This window comes from Rhizobacter sp. P1_G5 (assembly GCF_056405435.1).
Genome location: NZ_JBFUCB010000007.1, coordinates 1 through 17722, shown reverse-complemented (window position 1 = coordinate 17722; position 17722 = coordinate 1). Strand labels below are relative to the sequence as shown.

Sequence of the window (17722 nt, the reverse complement as noted above, 5' to 3'; positions counted from 1 at the left end):
CCATGAACCACGACGCCGACCTGCCCTCGATCACCTGCGGCTGCGCCTTCCACGCCCGCCGCCGCTTCGCCGCGACGCTGGCCTCCGCCGGCGCGACGCTGGCCGTGCCGGCCTGGGCGCGCGACGGCGTCGACGTGGGCAGCGAATCGCGCTTCACGAAGCTGGTGTCGGCCGACCAGATCGAGCAGGCCGCCGCGCAGCAGTACGCGCAGCTGAAGCAGCAGGCCGCGGCGCAGCGCGCGCTCGGCCCCGACAGCCACCCGCAGGTGGTGCGGCTGCGCGCGATCTCGCAGCGCATCATCCCGTTCAGTTCCGAGTGGAACGAGCGGGCGAGCCGCTGGAAGTGGGAGGTCATCCTGATCGGCTCGAAGCAGGTCAACGCGTTCTGCATGCCCGGCGGCAAGATCGCGTTCTACACCGGCATCCTCGAGCAGCTGCAGCTGACCGACGACGAGGTCGCGATGGTGATGGGCCACGAGGTCGCGCATGCGCTGCGCGAGCACGCCCGCGAGCGCATGGGCAAGAACATGGCGACGCAGGGGGCGATCGGGCTCGGCGCCGCGATCCTCGGGCTCGGCAGCCTCGGCCGCTCGGTGGCCGACATGGGCGGCCAGCTGCTGACGCTGAAGTTCGGCCGCGAGGATGAGTCCGAGGCCGACCTCGTCGGCATGGAGCTGGCCGCGCGCGCCGGCTACGACCCGCGGGCCGGCGTCAGCCTGTGGAACAAGATGGCGCAGGCCAGCAAGGGCGCGCCGCCGCAGTTCCTGTCGACCCACCCGTCGGGCCCGACCCGCATCCGCGACATCGAGGCGAACCTGCCGCGCGTCGAGGGGCTGTATGCGAAGGCCGCGAAGCCCTCGCAGCGCTTCGAGCCGCCCGCGAAGAAGTCGCCCTAGATCGCCTCAGATCGCCAGCGGGTCCACGTCCAGCGCCCAGCGCAGCACGCCCTTGTGCTCGCCGCGCAGTGACGGCAGGCTCGCGACCCACGCGCTCAGCACCCGCTGCAGCACGCCGCGCGACGGCCCCTCCATCAGCATCTGCATGCGCTCGACGTTCGCGACGCGCGCGATGCTGGTCGGCACCGGCGGGTAGATCAGCAGCTGGTCGGCGCCTTCGAACTGGTTCGCCAAGTCCGCCGCCGCCTGCAGGAAATCGCGCGCCGCCTGCGGCGTGCGCGCCTCGGCCCGCAGCAGCGCCAGGTGCGTGAACGGCGGCAGCCCCGCCATCTCGCGCTCCTTCAGCTGCTGCGCCGCGAAGGCCGCGTAGTCGTGCGTGCGCAGCGCCTGGTACAGCGCATGCTGCGGGTGCCAGGTCTGCACCCACATCTCGCTCGCGCCCGATTGCGCCGCATCGCGCCCGGCCCGCCCCGCGGCCTGCATCAGCAGCGAGAACACCCGCTCCGGCGCCCGGAAATCGCTGCTGAACAGCGCGCTGTCGGGGTCGACCGCCGCCACCAGCGTGATGCGCCGGAAGTCGTGCCCCTTGGCCACCATCTGCGTGCCGACCAGCACGTCGACGTTGCCGTCGTGCACCGCCGACAGCTGCGCCTCGAGCGAACCCTTCAGCTTCGTCGAGTCGGCATCGATGCGCGCGATGCGCGCGCCGGGCAAGGCCTGCGCGAGCTGCTCCTCCAGCCGCTCGGTGCCGCGGCCCATCGGCGCGATGTCGAGGTTGCCGCAATCGGGGCAGGCGCGCGGCACCGGCTGCGTCAGGCTGCAGTGGTGGCAGCGCAGCGTGCGGTCGACGCGGTGGAACACGCGGAAGGCGCTGCAGTTCGGGCAGCCGCTCTTCCAGCCGCATTCGCCGCAGTGCAGCACCGGCGCATAGCCGCGCCGGTTCAGGAACAGCATGCTCTGCTCGCCGCGCTCGAGCCGCTTGCCGAGCGCCGCCACCAGCTGCGGCGACAGCGCGGTGCTGATGCCCTTGATCTTGGGCAGCAGGTTCATGTCCACCAGCCGCACCGCCGGCAGCGCGCCGCCGCCGATGCGCTGCCCCATCGTCAGCCGCACGTAGCGGCCCTGGTCGGCGCGCTGCCAGCTCTCGATCGACGGCGTGGCCGAGCCGAGCACCACGCAGGCGCCTTCGAGCTTGCCGCGGTACACCGCGAGGTCGCGCGCCGAGTAGCGCGCCCCTTCCTGCTGCTTGTAGGACGGGTCGTGCTCCTCGTCGACGACGATCAGGCCCAGGCGCGGCAGCGGCGCGAACACCGCGAGCCGCGTGCCGAGCACCAGGTCGGCCAGCCCGAGGTGCGCCGCGAGCCAGTGCTTGAGCCGCTGCGCCGGCGTCAGGCCGCTGTGCAGCGAGACGATGCGCCGCGGCGCCGGCCCGCTGCCGAAGCGCTCGGCGAAGCGGGCCTCCAGCTGCGGCGTCAGGTTGATCTCGGGCACCAGCACCAGCACCTGCTGGCCGGCGGCAAGCGCCCGCTCCGCGGCGCGCAGGTAGACCTCGGTCTTGCCGCTGCCGGTCAGGCCGTGCAGCAGCACGACCGGCGCCGCGCCCGGCGTGTGCAGCGCCTGCAGTTGCTCCAGCACCGCGGCCTGGTCGGCGTTCAGTTCGGGCGCGGCCGGCGCAGCGGCCGCCGGCGCGGGTTCCGCGGCAAACGCCTTGCGCAGGCGCGCGACGCGGTTCGCGAGCTGGTCGTTGTCGAGCTTGCGCAACTCGGGCGGCAGCACCGCCAGCGCCATCTCGCCGACGCTGCGCTGGTAGTACGCCGCCGCGAAGCCGACCAGCTCGCACCAGCGGGTGCTCAGCGGCGGCAACGCGTCCAGCACCTGCGCGATCGGCTTCAGCGCCAGCGTCGGCTCGCTGCTGGCCTCGCCCGGCCAGACGATGCCGGGCACCTCGCGCCGCCCCAAGGGCACGCGCACCAAAGTTCCTGGTGAGAGTAGGCGCTCGCTTGTGTAGTCGAGCGTGCCCTGCAGCCCGCTGTGTTGCGGGGTTTCGACCGCCACCGGCAAGGCGGTGGCCAGGTCGGTGGCCGGCGGGGGCGAGTTATCGATCAAAGCTAGAGGGCCCCTCAGGAATTCCATCTAAGTCGCTGATACACAAAGCGTTTTGGAGCTTTCCCCGCGTTCTGTGGATAACTTTGTGGGAAACCTGCAGAGAGCTGCGCTAAGTTCTTGATCTGCTTGGCCTCCGCTTGCGTTGCTCACTTTCGCGGCAGTTTTCACTGCCAATGAAATCAACAACTTAGCGCGTGCACCCCGATCCGGCAGTGACCTTCGTTGATGCAAGAGCGGCCATTCGTCACATTCAGCGTTTTGGGGATAAGTCAAGCACTGTGCAAACGTACCTGGGGAAATCACTCCCCCCAGAAGACCCTGGCTTTGTAACCGCAATTCAGCGCCGTGAGGCCTCGTGCACCGCATCGACCAGCACCGACACATGCTCCGGCGGCGTGTACTGGCTGATGCCGTGGCCCAGGTTGAAGATGTGGCCGGTGCGGTCGCTGCCGTAGCTTTGCAGCGTGCGCTCGACCTCGGCGCGGATCTGCGCCGGCGGCGCGAACAGCACGTTCGGGTCGAGGTTGCCCTGCAGCGCGACGCGGCCGCCGATGCGCTGGCGCGCCTGGCCGAGGTTGACGGTCCAGTCGAGGCCGACCACGTCGGCGCCGCTGCCGGCGATCTCCTCGAGCCACAGGCCGCCGCCCTTCGTGAACACGATGTGCGGGATGCGCTGGCCGTCGTGCTCCTTCTTCAGCTGGCTCAGCACGCGCTGCGTGTAGGCGAGGCTGAAGGCCTGGAACGCGCCGTCGGCCAGCACGCCGCCCCAGCTGTCGAAGATCATCACCGCCTGCGCGCCGGCCTCGATCTGCGTGTTCAGGTACAGCGCGACCGCATCGGCATTGATCGAGAGCATGCGGTGCATCAGGTCGGGGCGGCCGTACAGCATCGTCTTCACGAGGCGGTAGTCGTCGGAGCCGGCGCCCTCGACCATGTAGCAGGCGAGCGTCCACGGGCTGCCCGAGAAGCCGATCAGCGGCACCCGGCCGTTCAGTGCGCGGCGGATCGAGGTGACCGCGTCGAACACGTAGCGCAGCTTGTCCATGTCGGGCACGGCCAGCCGGTCGACGGCGGCCTCGTCGCGCACCGGCGACGCGAACTTCGGCCCCTCGCCGAGCGCGAAGCTCAGGCCCAGACCCATCGCGTCCGGCACGGTCAGGATATCGCTGAACAGGATGGCTGCATCCAGCGCATAGCGTTCGAGCGGCTGCAGCGTGACCTCGGTGGCGTAGCCGGTGTTGGTGGCCAGGCCCATGAAGCTGCCGGCCCTGGCGCGCGTGGCGCGGTACTCCGGCAGGTAGCGGCCGGCCTGGCGCATCAGCCAGACGGGCGTGTGGTCGGTGGGCTGGCGCAGGCACGCGCGCAGGAAGGTGTCGTTCTGGAGGGCGGCGTACATCGGCGAATTATCGCGCCCATAATTTGCGGTCCAACGACGGAGGTACCCATGCTCGCATCGAATGTCCTGCAGACGGTCGGCAACACGCCGCACATCCGCATCAACCGCCTGTTCGGCGGCACGCACCAGGTCTATGTGAAGAGCGAGCGCTCCAACCCGGGCGGCTCCATCAAGGACCGCATCGCGCTCGCGATGGTCGAGGCCGCCGAGGCGAGCGGCGCGCTGAAGCCGGGCAGCACGATCATCGAGCCGACCTCGGGCAACACCGGCGTGGGCCTCGCGATGGTCGCCGCGGTGAAGGGCTACAAGCTGGTGCTGGTGATGCCCGAGAGCATGAGCGTCGAGCGCCGCCGCCTGATCCTGGCCTACGGCGCGACCTTCGTGCTGACGCCGCGCGAGAAGGGCATGAACGGCTCGATCGCGCGCGCCAACGAGCTGGTGGCCGAGACGCCCGGCGCCTGGATGCCGCAGCAGTTCGACAACCCGGCCAACATCGACATCCACGTGCGCACCACCGCCGAGGAGATCGCCGCCGATTTCCCGAGCGGCATCGATGCGCTGATCACCGGCGTGGGCACCGGCGGCCACATCACCGGCTGCGCGAAGGTGCTGAAGGCGCGCTGGCCGAAGTTGAAGGTGTTCGCGGTCGAGCCGACGCTGTCGCCGGTGATCAGCGGCGGCAAGCCGGGCCCGCACCCGATCCAGGGCATCGGCGCCGGCTTCATCCCGAAGAACCTGCACGTCGACCTGCTGGACGGCGTGATCCAGGTCGACCCCGAGGCCGCGAAGGAGATGGCCCGCCGCGCCGCACGCGAGGAAGGCCTGCTGGTGGGCATCTCGTCGGGCGCGACGCTGGCCGCGATCGCGCAGAAGCTGCCCGAGCTGGCGGCCGGCGCGACGGTGCTCGGCTTCAACTACGACACCGGCGAGCGCTACCTGTCGATCGAAGGCTTCCTGCCGACCGAATGAAGCCGCGCATCCTGATCGTCGAGGACGAACCCGGCATCGCCGACACGCTGCAGTACGCGCTGCGCACCRACGGCTTCGAGCCGGCCTGGGTGGCGACCGGCGAAGAGGCCGTTGCGCAGGTGCAGGCCCAGCCACCGGCACTGGTGATCCTCGACGTCGGCCTGCCCGACGCGAGCGGCTTCGAGGTGTTCAAGCGCATCCGCGCGCTGGCCGACGTGCCGGTGGTGTTCCTGACCGCGCGCAGCGACGAGATCGACCGCGTGGTCGGGCTCGAGCTGGGCGCGGACGACTATGTCGCCAAGCCGTTCTCGCCGCGCGAGCTGGTGGCGCGCATCCGCACGGTGCTGCGCCGCGCGGCGAAGCCGGCGGCCGCGCCGCCGGCCGCTGCAGCCGCACCGGTGCTGCCGATCGCGGTCGACGACGGGCGGCGGCAGATCCGCTTCTACGGCCAGCTGCTCGAGCTGTCGCGCTACGAGTACGGCCTGCTGAAGACGCTGGTCTCGCGCCCGGGCCATGTGTTCTCGCGCGACACGCTGCTCGAGCGCGTGTGGGACGACGCCACCGAGAGCCTCGACCGCACGGTCGACGCGCACGTGAAGACGCTGCGCGCGAAGATGAAGCTCGTCGCGCCGGGGCTGGAGCCGATCAAGACGCACCGCGGCACCGGCTACGCCTTGGCGGAAGACCTGCCGGCCACCAAGCCGGAGAGCTGACATCTCGAAGCGGACGCGGATCTTCGTCGGCATCCTGCTCGCCTACGCGTTCGGCGTCGGCGTGCTGATGTACCGCCTGCTCGGCGACATCGACCCGCGCTACCGCGAGTCGGCCGAGGAATCGCTGGTCGAGACGGCGCACCTGATCGCCGCGACGCTGGAGGCCTCGTCGGCCGACGGCACGCTGCGCGCCCAGACCCTCGCGCCGGTGTTCGAGTCGCTGTATGCGCGGCGCTTCAAGGCCGACATCTTCGGCTTCGAGAAGACCCGCGTGGAGCTGCGCCTGATCGTCACCGACCGCGCCGGCAAGGTGGTCTACGACTCGACGCAGCGCCACCTCGGCGAGGACTACGCGCAGTGGCACGACGTGTGGCGCGCGCTGCAGGGCGAGTACGGTGCGCGCACCACGCCCGACATCGACAACGACAACCGCACCGCGGTGATGTACGTCGCCGCCCCGGTGCGCGCGCGCAACGAGATCATCGGCGCGGTCAGTGTCGGCAAGCCGGTGCAGAGCTTCGGGCAGTTCGTCGATGCAGCGCGGCGCAAGACGCTGCTGGTCGGCGTGACCTCGGTGGTCGCGGTGCTGCTGCTGGTGGTGATCGTCTCGGTGTGGCTGGTGCGGCCGTTCGGGCTGATCGCCGACTATGTGCGCTATGTGCGCGCGCAGCGCAGCTTCAGCCTGCCGCGGCTCGGCCGGCGCGCACTCGGCGCGATCGGCGCCGCCTACGACGAGATGCGCGACGCGCTGGCCGGGCGCAACTACGTGGCCGACTACGTGCAGACGCTGACGCACGAGGTGAAGAGCCCGCTGTCGGCGATCCGCGGCGCGGCCGAGCTGCTGCAGGAGCCGATGCCCGATGCCGACCGCGCGCGCTTCATCGCCAACATCGCGCGCGAGACGCACCGCATCCAGGAGCTGGTCGACCGGATGATGGAGCTGACCGCGCTGGAGTCGCGGCGCAGCCTGGAGCAGCGCGCGCCGGTCGCGTTGCGCCCGCTGGTGAACGAGGCGGCCGCGAGCGCGCAGGCCGCGGCGGCCACGCGCAAGCTGAAGATCGTGGTCGAGGACGGATCCGACGCGAGCGTCGACGGCGATGCCTTCCTGCTGCAGCGCGCGCTGTCGAACCTGCTCGACAACGCGCTCGATTTCTCGCCCGAGGGCGGCACGGTGCGGCTGTCGCTGCAGATCAACCGCCGCAGCGTCGACCTGCGCGTGCAGGACAGCGGCCCCGGCATTCCCGACTACGCCGAATCGAAGGTGTTCGAGAAGTTCTATTCGCTCGCGCGGCCGCATTCGCGCAAGAAGAGCACCGGGCTCGGGCTGTCGTTCGTCAGCGAGATCGCCGAGCTGCACGAAGGGCGCATCACGCTGAAGAACGCCGCGGCCGGCGGCGCGATCGCGACGCTGTCGCTGCCGCTGGCCGCCTGACGGCCGGCCGTTACTTGCCCGCGCCCGCCTCCGGCATCGCCGACGAATGGTGGTGCGCGATCAGCCAGCTGCCGTTCTGCCACTCGTAGACGTAGGTGTAGCGGGCATGCACCTTCTTGCCGCCCTTCAGCGTGAAGGTGTAGGTGCCGACGTCCTGCGCGACGTTGCAGCCGATCTTGATGATGCGGCGATCGATCCTGCCCTGCGGCGTGCTCTTCAGGAACTTGACGAAGTAGTCGCGGATCTCGGCCGGGTTGGTGCGCGGCATGTCCGACACGGTGGGCAGCAGCACGCCGTCGCTCGCATAGTTCGCGACGACCTTGTCCGGATCGAGCGTGCGCAGCGAATCGTTCCAGCGGTCGAACAGGGCCGCGATCTGCTTGTCATCGGTGGGTTGGCAGGCCTGGGTGGACGGCGCCTGCGCCAGGGCAGCGGTCGACAGGCTGAATCCGATCGCGGGAAGGAGAGCTGCACGCAGCAGGTTCATGAAGGGTCCTCGTCTGGTTGGATGACACCGCCTCGGCGGCGCTGCACCGCGTCGCGATGCATGGCTGCCATTGTTCGAGCGCCACATGAACGGGACCCGTGCAGCGCGATGAACGGCTGCTGACGCCCACATGAACGCCGGATGAACGGCGGCGCGCCGTCAGCCGGGCTGCGCGTCGAGCCGGTAGCCGAGCCCGCGCACCGTCTTGATCAGTGCCAGCGCATGGCCTTCGTCCACCTTGGCGCGCAGGCGGCGCACGTAGACGTCGACCACGTTGGTCAGCGGATCCTCGTTCGTGCCCCAGACGTTGGAGAGGATGCGTTCGCGGCTGTACACGCGCCCCGGCGCGCTCATCAGCAGCTCGAGGAACGCGAGCTCGCGGGCCGTCAGCGCGATCGGCCTGCCGGCCCGGCTCGCCTGCATGCTTTCGCGGTCCAGCACCAGGTCGGCCACCTGCAGGCTGCCGGCGCGCGGGCGCTGCTCGCGGCCGCGCCGCAGCAGCGCCTCGATGCGCGCCAGCAGTTCCTCGAACGCGAAGGGCTTGGTGAGGTAGTCGTCTGCACCGAGGCGCAGGCCGTTCACCTTGTCCTCGAGGCTGCCCAGCGCGGTGAGCATCAGCATCGGCACGTGGCAGCCCTCGGCGCGCAGCGTCTGGCACAGCTCCAGCCCGCTCAGGCCGGGCAGCATCAGGTCCAGGACCAGCAGCGCGGGCGCGCTGCTGCGCGTCAGCGCCAGCCCCTGCGGCCCGGTGCGGGCGAGCTGCACGGCATAGCCTTCGGCCTGCAGGCCGCGCACCAGGAAATCGGCGACCCGCACGTCGTCCTCGACCACCAGCAGGTTCATCATGCCGCCTGCTCCCGCCGGCACGGCAGCTCGATGCGCACGGTGGTGCCTTCGTCGAGGCGGCTGTCGAGGCGGATCTCGCCGCGGTGCGCGCGCACGATGGCCTGCGCGATCGACAGCCCGATGCCGGTGCCGTCCGGCCGGTGGGCACGCGCCCGGCGGCCGCGCACGAAGCGCTCGAACACGAGCGGCAACTCCTCGGCCTCGATGCCGATGCCGTCGTCCTTCACGATGATCTCCATGCGGTCGCCGCGCACCTGCCAACCCAGGCGCACCGTGCCACCGCGCCGCGAGTAGCGGACCGCATTGTCGAGCGCGATCACCACGGCCTGGCGCAGGCGGTCGGCGTCGGCGTGCACGCTGGCGGGGCCGGACGCATCCTGCGGCGGCGCATCGAGCTGCACGCTCACCTCGTGCTGCGCGCCGAGCGCCTCGGCCTGCTCGGCCGCGTCGCCGAGCAGCGCCGGCACGTCGACCGCATCGAAGCGCATCGCCAGCTGGTCGGCCTCGGCGCGCGCGATCAGCAGCAGGTCGTCGATGACGCCGGCCAGCTGCTTCACGCCACCGACGATGCGCGACAGGCTCTGCTTGTACTCGGCCACCGGCTTGTCGGTGCCGCGCAGCGCGATCTCGGCCTCGCCGCGGATCGCGGTGGCCGGCGTGCGCAGCTCGTGGCCCAGGTCGGCGAACAGCTGGCGGCGGCGCGCATCGATGTGCTGCAAGGCCTCGTGCGCCGTGCTGAGTTCCAGGGTGCGCGCCTGCACCGCATCCTCCAGCCGGTGGCGCGCCGCATCGGCCTCGCTGCGGTGTTGCTGCAGCTCGGCCGCCATCGCGTTGAAGTGCCCGGCCAGGCGGTCGAACTCGTCGCCCGAGCCGATCGCGACGCGGTGCCCCAGGTCGCTGGCCTGCAGGGCCTGGATGCCGCCCAGCAGGCGGTCGAGCGGGCGCTGCAGCCGCCGGCCCAGGTGCAGCGCCAGCAGCACCGCCACGGCCAGCGTGACCAGCACCATCGCGCCACCTTGCAGCCGCAGCATGTCCAGCCCGTGCACGGTGGCCGCACGCGCGGCCGGCACCACGATGCGCTGGCGTTCGATCGCGCCGTTGACGAGCTCGCGCAGGTCGCGGCCGCGCGCCGTGTCGAACACCTGGTTGAGTTCACGCCAGACGGTGCTGAACTCGCTGCCGCGCTCGAGCGGCGCCAATTGCAGCAGGCGCGAGCGAACGGCCGCGATGTTGTCGTCGAGCAGCTCGGTGACGGCCACCAGCTGCGGCACCTCGGGCGGCACCGGCACGCCGTCGTCGGCGGCGAGTTCGCGCCTCGCGCCGAGGTCGCGTGCCGCCAGCTCCTTCAGGTTGGCGGCACGGGTCTGCATCCGCGCCAGCAGCCGGTCGCGCAGCTCGAGCGAGGCATCGGCCCCCATCAGCTGCTGCGAGGCCCACACGCGCAGGCGCTGCTTGTCGGCCGACAGCTCCAGCAACTCGGACAGGATGTCGCTCGCGAGCCGGCTGTGCTGCGCGTACGCATAGACACGGATCGCGCCCCAGCGCACGGCCACCGCCTGGATGCAGACCAGGGCGACCAGGGCGGCCAATGCGAGCGACAGGCGGAGTCGGAACATGCGCCACTGTATCGCCCGTGCCGCCATCATGATTCGGTCATGCGGCGGTCATCCATGACCCGGTACCGGGCGTGGCATTTCGTTCCTGGCATCGCACGCCGGCAAAACACGATTGGTTCGCATCGATCGCCATCGCTACGATGCGCCGGCGACAAAACAAGCGCGCACGCACGCGCACCACGGAGACAAACCGATGAGACTTCCATTTCGCAACGCGCTGCTGGCCGGCGCGACGGGCCTTCTCTTGTCCTCGTTCGCCGGCACCGCCGGCGCGGCGACGAGCTACGTGTTCGCCACCTTCAAGGGCGACGCCGCGGCGGACGAGAAACTGTGGATCTACCTGTCCGACAACGCGACCAGCTTCAAGCTGCTGTCGAACACGAACTTCGGCGGGTCCACCGGCGTGCTGCGCGACCCGAGCATCATGAAGCACAGCGACGGCAAGTACTACATCGCGTACACCGTGCAGTCCTGGACCACCGCGTCGACCTACTTCGCGATCGCGTCGAGCACCAACCTGATCAACTGGACGCAGGTCGCCACCGTCGACGCCGGCGTGTCCGGCACGTACTACACCTGGGCGCCCGAGTGGTTCGTCGAAGGCAGCACGGTGAAGCTGATCGTGAGCCTCGGGCCGCAGGGGTCGGACTTCAAGCCCTACGTCTACACCGCGACCAACAGCAGCCTGACGAGCTGGAGCGGCCCGGTCGACATGGGCATCGGCACCAACAAGATCGACACCTTCGTCGTCAAGTCGGCCGGCATCTACCACGCCTTCGCGAAGAACGAGTCGACGAAGTACATCGAGCACGCGATCGCCAGCAACCTGCTCGGTCCGTGGAGCTGGGTCGGCACCGGCAACTGGGCCGGCTGGGGTTCGGGCTACGAAGCGCCGGCGCTGGTGCAGACCACGGACGGCAACTGGCGCATCTACATCGACAAGTACACCAACGGCGGCATCTGGAGCGCCACCAGCGCGGACCTCACCACTTGGACCGGCCTCTCGTCGGTCGGGCCGTACCGGCACGGCACGGTGCTGAAGGACACGAACTACACCGCCGGGCAGCCGCCGGCGATCGAGTACGTGAAGAACCGCAACAGCGGCAAGGTGCTGGACGTGCAGAACCCGAACCAGTCCGACGGTGCCAACGTCGGCCAGTACACGCTCAATTCGGGCGCGTGGCAGCAGTGGCAGTTCTTCGACGCGGGCAACGGCTGGTTCAACGTCGTCAACGTCCACAGCGGCAAGTGCCTGGACGTGAGCGGCGCCTCGACGGCCGACAACGCCGACATCATCCAGTGGGCCTGCAACGGCGGCACGAACCAGCAGTGGCAGTGGGTCGCGAACAACGGCTACTTCCTGCTGAAGGCGCGCCACAGCGGCAAGTGCGCCGACGTGAGCGGCAGTGCCACCACCGACGGCGCCGACGTGCGCCAGCAGGCCTGCAGCGGCGGGCTCAACCAGGACTGGTCGCGCCAGCCCTGAGGCCCTGAGGCCCCGAAGCCGGTCGCGGGCCGGCTTCACACACCCTTCACACGACGCTGCGGCGGCTTCGAAACCACTTCGCACGTTCCGTCGATTCTTGCGGCCACGCGCCCTCCCTGCGGCGCGCCCAGGAGAATCGACATGCCCCCGCTGCGCCGCGTCCCGTTCCACCCGATCCGCCCCCTCACCCACGTCGGCCGCGTGCTGCTGTGCATCGCGCTGTCGCTGTTCGCCGCGATCCTGACGCTCGCCTGGTCGCCGGCGCGCGCCGACGACTCCGAGGCCCGCAAGGGCGAGAGCCCGTACTTCTTCGTCGACAACGGCGACCCCGGCACCGACCGCCTGCCGCTGAAGTCGACCGCGGTCGACGTGCGCATCAGCGGCGTGATCGCCGACGTGACCGTCACGCAGCACTACCGCAACGAAGGCCAGCGCCCGATCGAGGCGCGCTACGTGTTCCCCGGCTCGACGCAGGCTGCCATCTACGCGATGAACGTGCGTCTGGGCAACCGGCTGCTGACGGCGCGCATCCGCGAGAAGCAGCAGGCGCGCATCGAGTACGACAACGCCAAGCGCGAGGGCAAGACCAGCGCGCTGCTGGAACAGCACCGGCCGAACGTGTTCGAGATGAACGTCGCCAACATCCTGCCGGGCGACGACGTGGCGGTGGAGCTGCGCTACACCGAGCTGCTGGTGCCGACCGACGCGCAGTACGGCTTCGTGTTCCCGACCGTCGTCGGCCCGCGCTACAGCAACCCAGCCGGTGCGGCGGACCGGCAGGCCTGGGCCGCGACGCCCTACCTGCGCGCCGGTGTCGAATCGAACACCGCGTTCGACCTGAAGCTGCGGGTCGATGCACCGATCGCGGTGAAGGACGTGAGCTCGCCGTCGCACGAGATCCGTGTGCAGGGCGGCGATACGGCGCATGCGAGCGTGAGCCTCGCCGACCCGGCGAAGAGTTCCAACAACCGCGACTTCATCCTGAACTACCGCTTGGCCGGCGACCGCATCGCCTCCGGCCTGATGCTGTACCGCGGCGACGAGCAGACCGGCGGCGAGAACTTCTTCCTCGCGATGGTCGAGCCGCCGAAGGCCGTGCCGCTGCAGCAGGTCAACCCGCGCGACTACATCTTCGTGGTCGACATCTCGGGCTCGATGCACGGCTACCCGCTGGACACCGCCAAGGTGCTGCTGCAGAACCTGATCGGCGGCCTGCGCCCGAGCGACACCTTCAACGTGATGCTGTTCTCCGGCAGCAGCCGCATGCTGTCGCCGGCGTCGGTGCCGGCCACGCGCGCCAACATCGAGCGTGCGCTGCAGGCACTCGCGAACACCGGCGGCGGCGGCAGCACCGAGATCGTGCCGGCGCTGCGCCGCATCGCCCAACTGCCGAAGCCTGCCGACCTGTCGCGCAGCGTGATCGTCGTGACCGACGGCTACGTGACGGTCGAGTCCGAGGTGTTCCAGCTGGTGCGCCGCCACCTGAACGACTTCAACGTGTTCGCGTTCRGCATCGGCAGCAGCGTCAACCGCAACCTGATCGAAGGCCTGGCGCGTGCCGGCCAGGGCGAGGCCTTCGTCGTCACGAAGCCGTCGCAGGCGGCAGCACAGGCCGAGCGGCTGCGCCGCATCATCGACTCGCCGGTGCTGACGCAGCTGAAGGCGCGCTTCGACGGGCTGGACGTCTACGACGTGGAGCCGCCCGCGCTGCCCGACGTGCTGGGCGGCCGCCCGGTGCTGATCCAGGGCAAGTGGCGCTCGCACCCGGGCGTGCCGGCCGCCGGCCGGCTGGTGCTGGACGGTCGTGCGGCCGACGGGCCGTGGCACGAGGAGTTGATCGTGGCCGGCCACGAGGACCAGACCTCGTCCGCACTGCGCCACCTGTGGGCCCGCGGTCGCATCGCGGCGCTCAGCGACCAGGAATCGCTGGTGGGCGGCAATGCCGAGAAGGAAGCCATCACCGCGCTCGGCCTGAAGTACAGCCTGCTGACGCAGTACACCAGCTTCATCGCGATCGACCAGGTGGTGCGCAACCCGAACCCGGCCCTCGCGCCCACCGTCGACCAGCCGCTGCCGTTGCCGCAGGGCGTGCCCGAGACCGCACTGGGCGCCGAGGTGCCGAGCACGCCCGAGCCTGCTGCCTGGGCCGCGCTGCTGGTGGTGTTCGGCGTGGCCGGTGTCGCGCTGCAGCGCCGTCGCGTGGCAGCGCGCGCATGAGGCCGGGCCATGGGAACCGTGTTGTCCACTTCCGCCACCGGCCGCTGGCTGGGGCGCTTCGAAGCGATGCCGCCGCTCGCCTGGCTAGTGCTGCAGGCGGTCGCGCTGTGGCCGCACTGGCGCTGGGCCGCGGCGCGGCTGGCCGATGGCTCGGACGATCCGCTCGGGCTGGTCGCGGCCGCCGTGCTGGTCGGTTGGGTGGTGTGGCAGGCGCAGGGCCTGCGCGGCTCGGCGCGCCCGGCCTGGTGGACGGCCGCCGGCGCGCTGACGGTGCTGGCCACCGTGTCGGCGGCCGTGCTGCCGCCGCTCGCCGGCGCACTGCTGGCTGCCCTGGCGCTGGCCTGCGGCTGGCGCGCCATCGCGCCGTCCGGGCAGGCCACGCTGCCGCTCGCTGGGCTCGCGGTGCTGTCGCTGCCGGTCGTCTCGTCGCTGCAGTTCTACGCCGGGTTTCCGCTGCGGCTGGTGACGGCGCAATGCAGCACCTGGCTGCTGCAGCTCGCCGGCCGCGCGGCCGAGCGCAGCGGCACCGCGATGGTGGTGGACGGGCAGCTGGTGATCGTCGATGCGCCGTGCTCCGGCGTGCAGATGGTGTGGATGGCGTACTTCTGCGCCTGCGCGGTGGCCCTGCTGGGCGGATTGCGCGAGCGCAGCTTCATGCGGCGGCTGCCGGCCGTGGGCGCGCTGGTGCTGTGCGGCAACGTGTTGCGCAACACCGTGCTGGTGGCGCTGGAGTCGCGCGGGCCGCTGGCCGAGGCCTGGCACCAGGGTATCGGGCTCGCGGTGCTGGCGATGGTCTGCGCCGCGGTGGTGCGCCTGATGAAGGGGGTGGATGATGCTGCGCCGCAATGATCCCGAAGGGCTGCGGCACAAGCTGGGCTTCGCGGCGCTGCTGCTGGCCTGTGCGCTGTGGCCGGCGCTCGGCACCCCGCGCGAACGCGCCGGCGCCGAGGCGGCAGCCTTCGAATGGCCCCGAGAATGGGACGGCCGCACGCTGCGCCCGCTCGCGCTGAGCCCCGTCGAGCAGCGCTTTGCCGCGCAGTTCCCGGGCCGCATCGCGCGCCTCACCGACGGCCAGCAGGTGCTGGTGATGCGCGAGGTGCGCACGCCGACGCGCATGCTGCACCCGGCCGCCGACTGCTACCGCGGGCTCGGCTACCGCATCGAGCAGGCGCGGCTGGAGCGCGACGAGGCGCAGCGGCTGTGGCGCTGCTTCGTCGCCGAGCGCAACGGCCAGCGCACCCGCGTCTGCGAGCGGATCGTCGGTGCCGATGGCGCCGCCTTCACCGATGCGTCGAGCTGGTTCTGGGCCGCGCAGCTCGGGCAGAGCACCGGCCCGTGGCAGGCGGTCACGACAGCGAGGTCATTGTGAAGAGCTGGCGTGTGCGCTGGGCGCTGTGGATCGTCGGCGTGTCGCTCGGCCTCGTGCTCGCGCTGGGGGTCGGCGCGTGGGCGATGCTGCGCCTGCTGCGGCCGGCCGATGGCGAGTGGGCCGAGACGCTGCATGTCGGGCCGTGGCAGCGCGCGATCAGCATGCCGACGGTGATCCGGCTCGCGACCCACCCGATGACGCTGAGGGTGCTCGAAGGCCGCACGCTGCGCACGCCGTTCGGGCGCGTCGCGTTCGCGCCGGACGGCCCCGACGCCTGGCGGGCGATCTGCGCGCCCTGCGCTTTGCGCGGCATCGGCCTGCCCGGCGATGCGGTGCGGCTGACGCGCCTCGAGTTCACGCTGGCGCGCGATGCCGACATGAACCTGCAAGGCGACTTCGCGCTCGGCGAGCCCGGGCATGCAGTGCGCGGCCGCTGGCGCGCGGTGCTGACGCAGCAGCAACTCGAGGTGACTGCGCAGGGCGACGTGACGCCGATCGCCGATGCCTTCGCACTGTTCGCATCAGCTATCCCGGAGCTGCCGCGCGCGCAGGTCGACGGGCTGATGCGCTTCGACCTGCGGCTGCGCCTGCCCGAGCGCACGCTGCAGTTCCGCCCGCGGCTCGACGGCTTTCGCGTCGCGGGGCTGGGCACCGAGACGCTGCTGAATGCGGCGCCGAACTGCGATACCGGCGCGGTCGTGCCGGCCGGCGGCTTCGGCACCTGGCTGCCGCGCGCGGTGATCGCCGCCGAGGACCAGCGCTTCCACGAGCACACCGGCTACGACCTCGACGAGATCGCCCATGCGCTGTCGTTCGAACCGCAGCGCGGGGCCAGCACGTTGTCGCAGCAGCTCGCGCGGCTGGTCTACACCGGCAGCGCCCGCGGCCATGCGCGCAAGCTGCGCGAGCTGCTGTATGCCGTCGAACTGGACCGCACGCTCGGCAAGGCGCGCGTGCTGCACCTCTACCTGTCCCTGGTGCCGTGGGGCAACGGGCGCTGCGGCGCGCAGGCCGCCGCCGCACAGCTGCTGCACAAGCGTGTCGACAAGTTGACGCCCGCCGAGGCGGCATGGCTGGCGAGCCTGCTGCACAACCCCGACCTGGAGCTGGCGCGCTTCGAGGCGCGCGGCGAGGTCAACGCGGCACGCGTGCGCTGGGTGCTGTCGCAGATGCGGCCGCTGCCGCGCATGCCGAAGCCGCCGGCGCGCGGCGATGCGGCGCCGCCGGACACTACGGCCGCGCCGGTGGCTCCGCTGCAGAAGGCGCTGGCACTCGCGCTGGCCCGCTAGCGGGTCCGTTCAGCCATGACTGCGCCAGGCCGGCGATGTCGTCGGTCTGCGCGGCCTCCCACACCGTCTCCGGCGGCACGACGCGGGTGCCGGGGGGACTGAACGGCAACCGGGCCGCAAGCTGCGCGGCGAGTTGCGCGACCTTCTGCGCGCGCACCGGCCGGTCGCGCTGCGGCACCATCATCTGCAGCTGCGACAGCATCCAGTGCGCGAGGCGCTGCGCCGGGTGGCTGATGCGTTCGTGCGCGCCGGCCTGTGCGGTGCGCACGAACACCAGGTGCTCGAAGCCGAGCGCCGCGACCGCGTGCTCGTCGAGGTTGGCGAGGCCGCGCTTCAAGGCATCGGGCAGGCTGGCCATCGTGTGCGGCATCACGACCAGCAGGTGGCGCACGCCGCGTTCGCGCCATTGCGCGGCGATCGCGGGCAGCTGGGCCGGCTCGGGCCGGTAGAACGCCAGCTCGCGGCCATTGGCATGGCGCTCGCGGTCGAACACGATGATGCCGACCGCTTCGTCGCCCGGCGGCAGCTCGGTGCCTGGCGGCCACAGAACAGTGCGCAGGCCGCGCAGCGCGGCGCGCGTGGGCTGCGTGACGAGCACGCTGACGGGGGAAAACGCGCGCACCGACAGCAGGCTCTCCAGCAGCGCCGAGCCCAGCGGCCCGCCGCCACCGGCGACCAGCACGCGCTGCAGTGCGGCATTCACACGCGGCGGCGGCGCATGGCCGGCCCGCAAGGCTTCATCGATCAGCGACATCGCTGCAGTATCGGGCACGGGATCGGCCGCTTGGTGTGACGCCTGCCGCGTGCCATCATCGGCCCACCTACCGCGTCAGGAGATCGCCATGCGCTGCTTCCGCCTTGCGTCACTGGGCCTGCTGTTGTCGTGCCACGGCCTCTGCG

General features: G+C 71.1%; 15 protein-coding genes. 9 read left to right on the top strand and 6 right to left on the bottom strand.

The annotated features are described in order from the left end of the window. The first annotated feature begins 2 nt into the window (after positions 1 to 2). The gene (locus AC1D12_RS01315) at positions 3 to 896 is read left to right on the top strand and encodes a M48 family metallopeptidase (RefSeq protein ID WP_477838511.1); all 894 of its coding nucleotides are present in this window, start codon (positions 3 to 5) and stop codon (positions 894 to 896) included. A 6-nt stretch (positions 897 to 902) separates the two neighbouring features. Here the strand turns inward: AC1D12_RS01315 and AC1D12_RS01310 are convergent, their stop codons facing one another. Both AC1D12_RS01310 and hemE read right to left on the bottom strand, forming a co-directional pair. Continuing rightward, entirely contained in the window at positions 903 to 2969 is a 2067-nt protein-coding gene (locus AC1D12_RS01310; RefSeq protein ID WP_477838527.1) for a primosomal protein N', read from the bottom strand. Between the two features lie 370 nt (positions 2970 to 3339). Then, complete coding sequence (hemE, locus tag AC1D12_RS01305; RefSeq protein WP_477824649.1) at positions 3340 to 4398, bottom strand: uroporphyrinogen decarboxylase; 1059 nt, start codon at positions 4396 to 4398, stop codon at positions 3340 to 3342. 48 nt (positions 4399 to 4446) lie between these two features. Between hemE and cysK the strand changes: the two genes are divergently transcribed. From cysK to creC, 3 genes are read left to right on the top strand one after another with little or no spacing between them, the layout of a single operon-like run. Continuing rightward, positions 4447 to 5367: a cysteine synthase A gene (gene cysK / locus AC1D12_RS01300; protein ID WP_047501615.1), complete on the top strand. Its 921-nt coding sequence runs from the start codon at positions 4447 to 4449 to the stop codon at positions 5365 to 5367. Further along, a complete protein-coding gene (gene creB, locus AC1D12_RS01295; protein WP_477838509.1) occupies positions 5364 to 6080 on the top strand; it encodes a two-component system response regulator CreB in 717 nt (238 codons plus the stop codon). The genes cysK and creB overlap by 4 nt, the downstream gene beginning before the upstream one ends. Before the next feature lies 1 nt (position 6081). After that, positions 6082 to 7512, top strand: coding sequence for a two-component system sensor histidine kinase CreC (gene creC, locus AC1D12_RS01290; protein WP_477824654.1), 1431 nt, complete (start codon positions 6082 to 6084; stop codon positions 7510 to 7512). A 10-nt stretch (positions 7513 to 7522) separates the two neighbouring features. Here the strand turns inward: creC and AC1D12_RS01285 are convergent, their stop codons facing one another. From AC1D12_RS01285 to AC1D12_RS01275, 3 genes are all read right to left on the bottom strand, one after another. Beyond that, positions 7523 to 7999, bottom strand: coding sequence for an SgcJ/EcaC family oxidoreductase (locus AC1D12_RS01285; protein WP_477824651.1), 477 nt, complete (start codon positions 7997 to 7999; stop codon positions 7523 to 7525). Positions 8000 to 8158: 159 nt separating this feature from the next. Next, positions 8159 to 8842, bottom strand: coding sequence for a response regulator transcription factor (locus AC1D12_RS01280; RefSeq protein ID WP_465111457.1), 684 nt, complete (start codon positions 8840 to 8842; stop codon positions 8159 to 8161). Next, positions 8842 to 10461, bottom strand: coding sequence for a sensor histidine kinase (locus AC1D12_RS01275; RefSeq protein WP_477838507.1), 1620 nt, complete (start codon positions 10459 to 10461; stop codon positions 8842 to 8844). Before AC1D12_RS01275 ends, AC1D12_RS01280 begins: the two co-directional genes overlap by 1 nt. A gap of 193 nt (positions 10462 to 10654) precedes the next feature. Here AC1D12_RS01275 and AC1D12_RS01270 point away from each other — a divergent pair, with 193 nt between their 5' ends. The 5 genes from AC1D12_RS01270 to AC1D12_RS01250 all read left to right on the top strand — a co-directional run bounded on the left by AC1D12_RS01270 (position 10655) and on the right by AC1D12_RS01250 (position 16822). Then, positions 10655 to 11947, top strand: a complete 1293-nt coding sequence (locus AC1D12_RS01270) for an RICIN domain-containing protein (RefSeq protein ID WP_465111455.1) — start codon at positions 10655 to 10657, stop codon at positions 11945 to 11947. Positions 11948 to 12088: 141 nt separating this feature from the next. Next, positions 12089 to 14164 (top strand): VIT and vWA domain-containing protein, encoded by a 2076-nt coding sequence (locus AC1D12_RS01265; protein ID WP_477838505.1) that lies wholly within the window; start codon positions 12089 to 12091, stop codon positions 14162 to 14164. A gap of 9 nt (positions 14165 to 14173) precedes the next feature. Continuing rightward, a complete protein-coding gene (gene xrtQ / locus AC1D12_RS01260) occupies positions 14174 to 15013 on the top strand; it encodes an exosortase Q (protein WP_477838503.1) in 840 nt (279 codons plus the stop codon). Then, positions 14997 to 15533, top strand: a complete 537-nt coding sequence (locus AC1D12_RS01255) for a hypothetical protein (protein ID WP_477828297.1) — start codon at positions 14997 to 14999, stop codon at positions 15531 to 15533. The genes xrtQ and AC1D12_RS01255 overlap by 17 nt, the downstream gene beginning before the upstream one ends. Next, positions 15530 to 16822, top strand: coding sequence for a biosynthetic peptidoglycan transglycosylase (locus tag AC1D12_RS01250; protein ID WP_477838501.1), 1293 nt, complete (start codon positions 15530 to 15532; stop codon positions 16820 to 16822). Before AC1D12_RS01255 ends, AC1D12_RS01250 begins: the two co-directional genes overlap by 4 nt. Here AC1D12_RS01250 and AC1D12_RS01245 read toward each other — a convergent pair. Further along, positions 16764 to 17594 carry a Rossmann-fold NAD(P)-binding domain-containing protein gene (locus AC1D12_RS01245; protein ID WP_465111450.1) on the bottom strand — a complete coding sequence of 277 codons (831 nt, stop codon included), beginning with the start codon at positions 17592 to 17594 and terminating at the stop codon, positions 16764 to 16766. The genes AC1D12_RS01250 and AC1D12_RS01245 overlap by 59 nt on opposite strands. Positions 17595 to 17722: the final 128 nt, after the last annotated feature.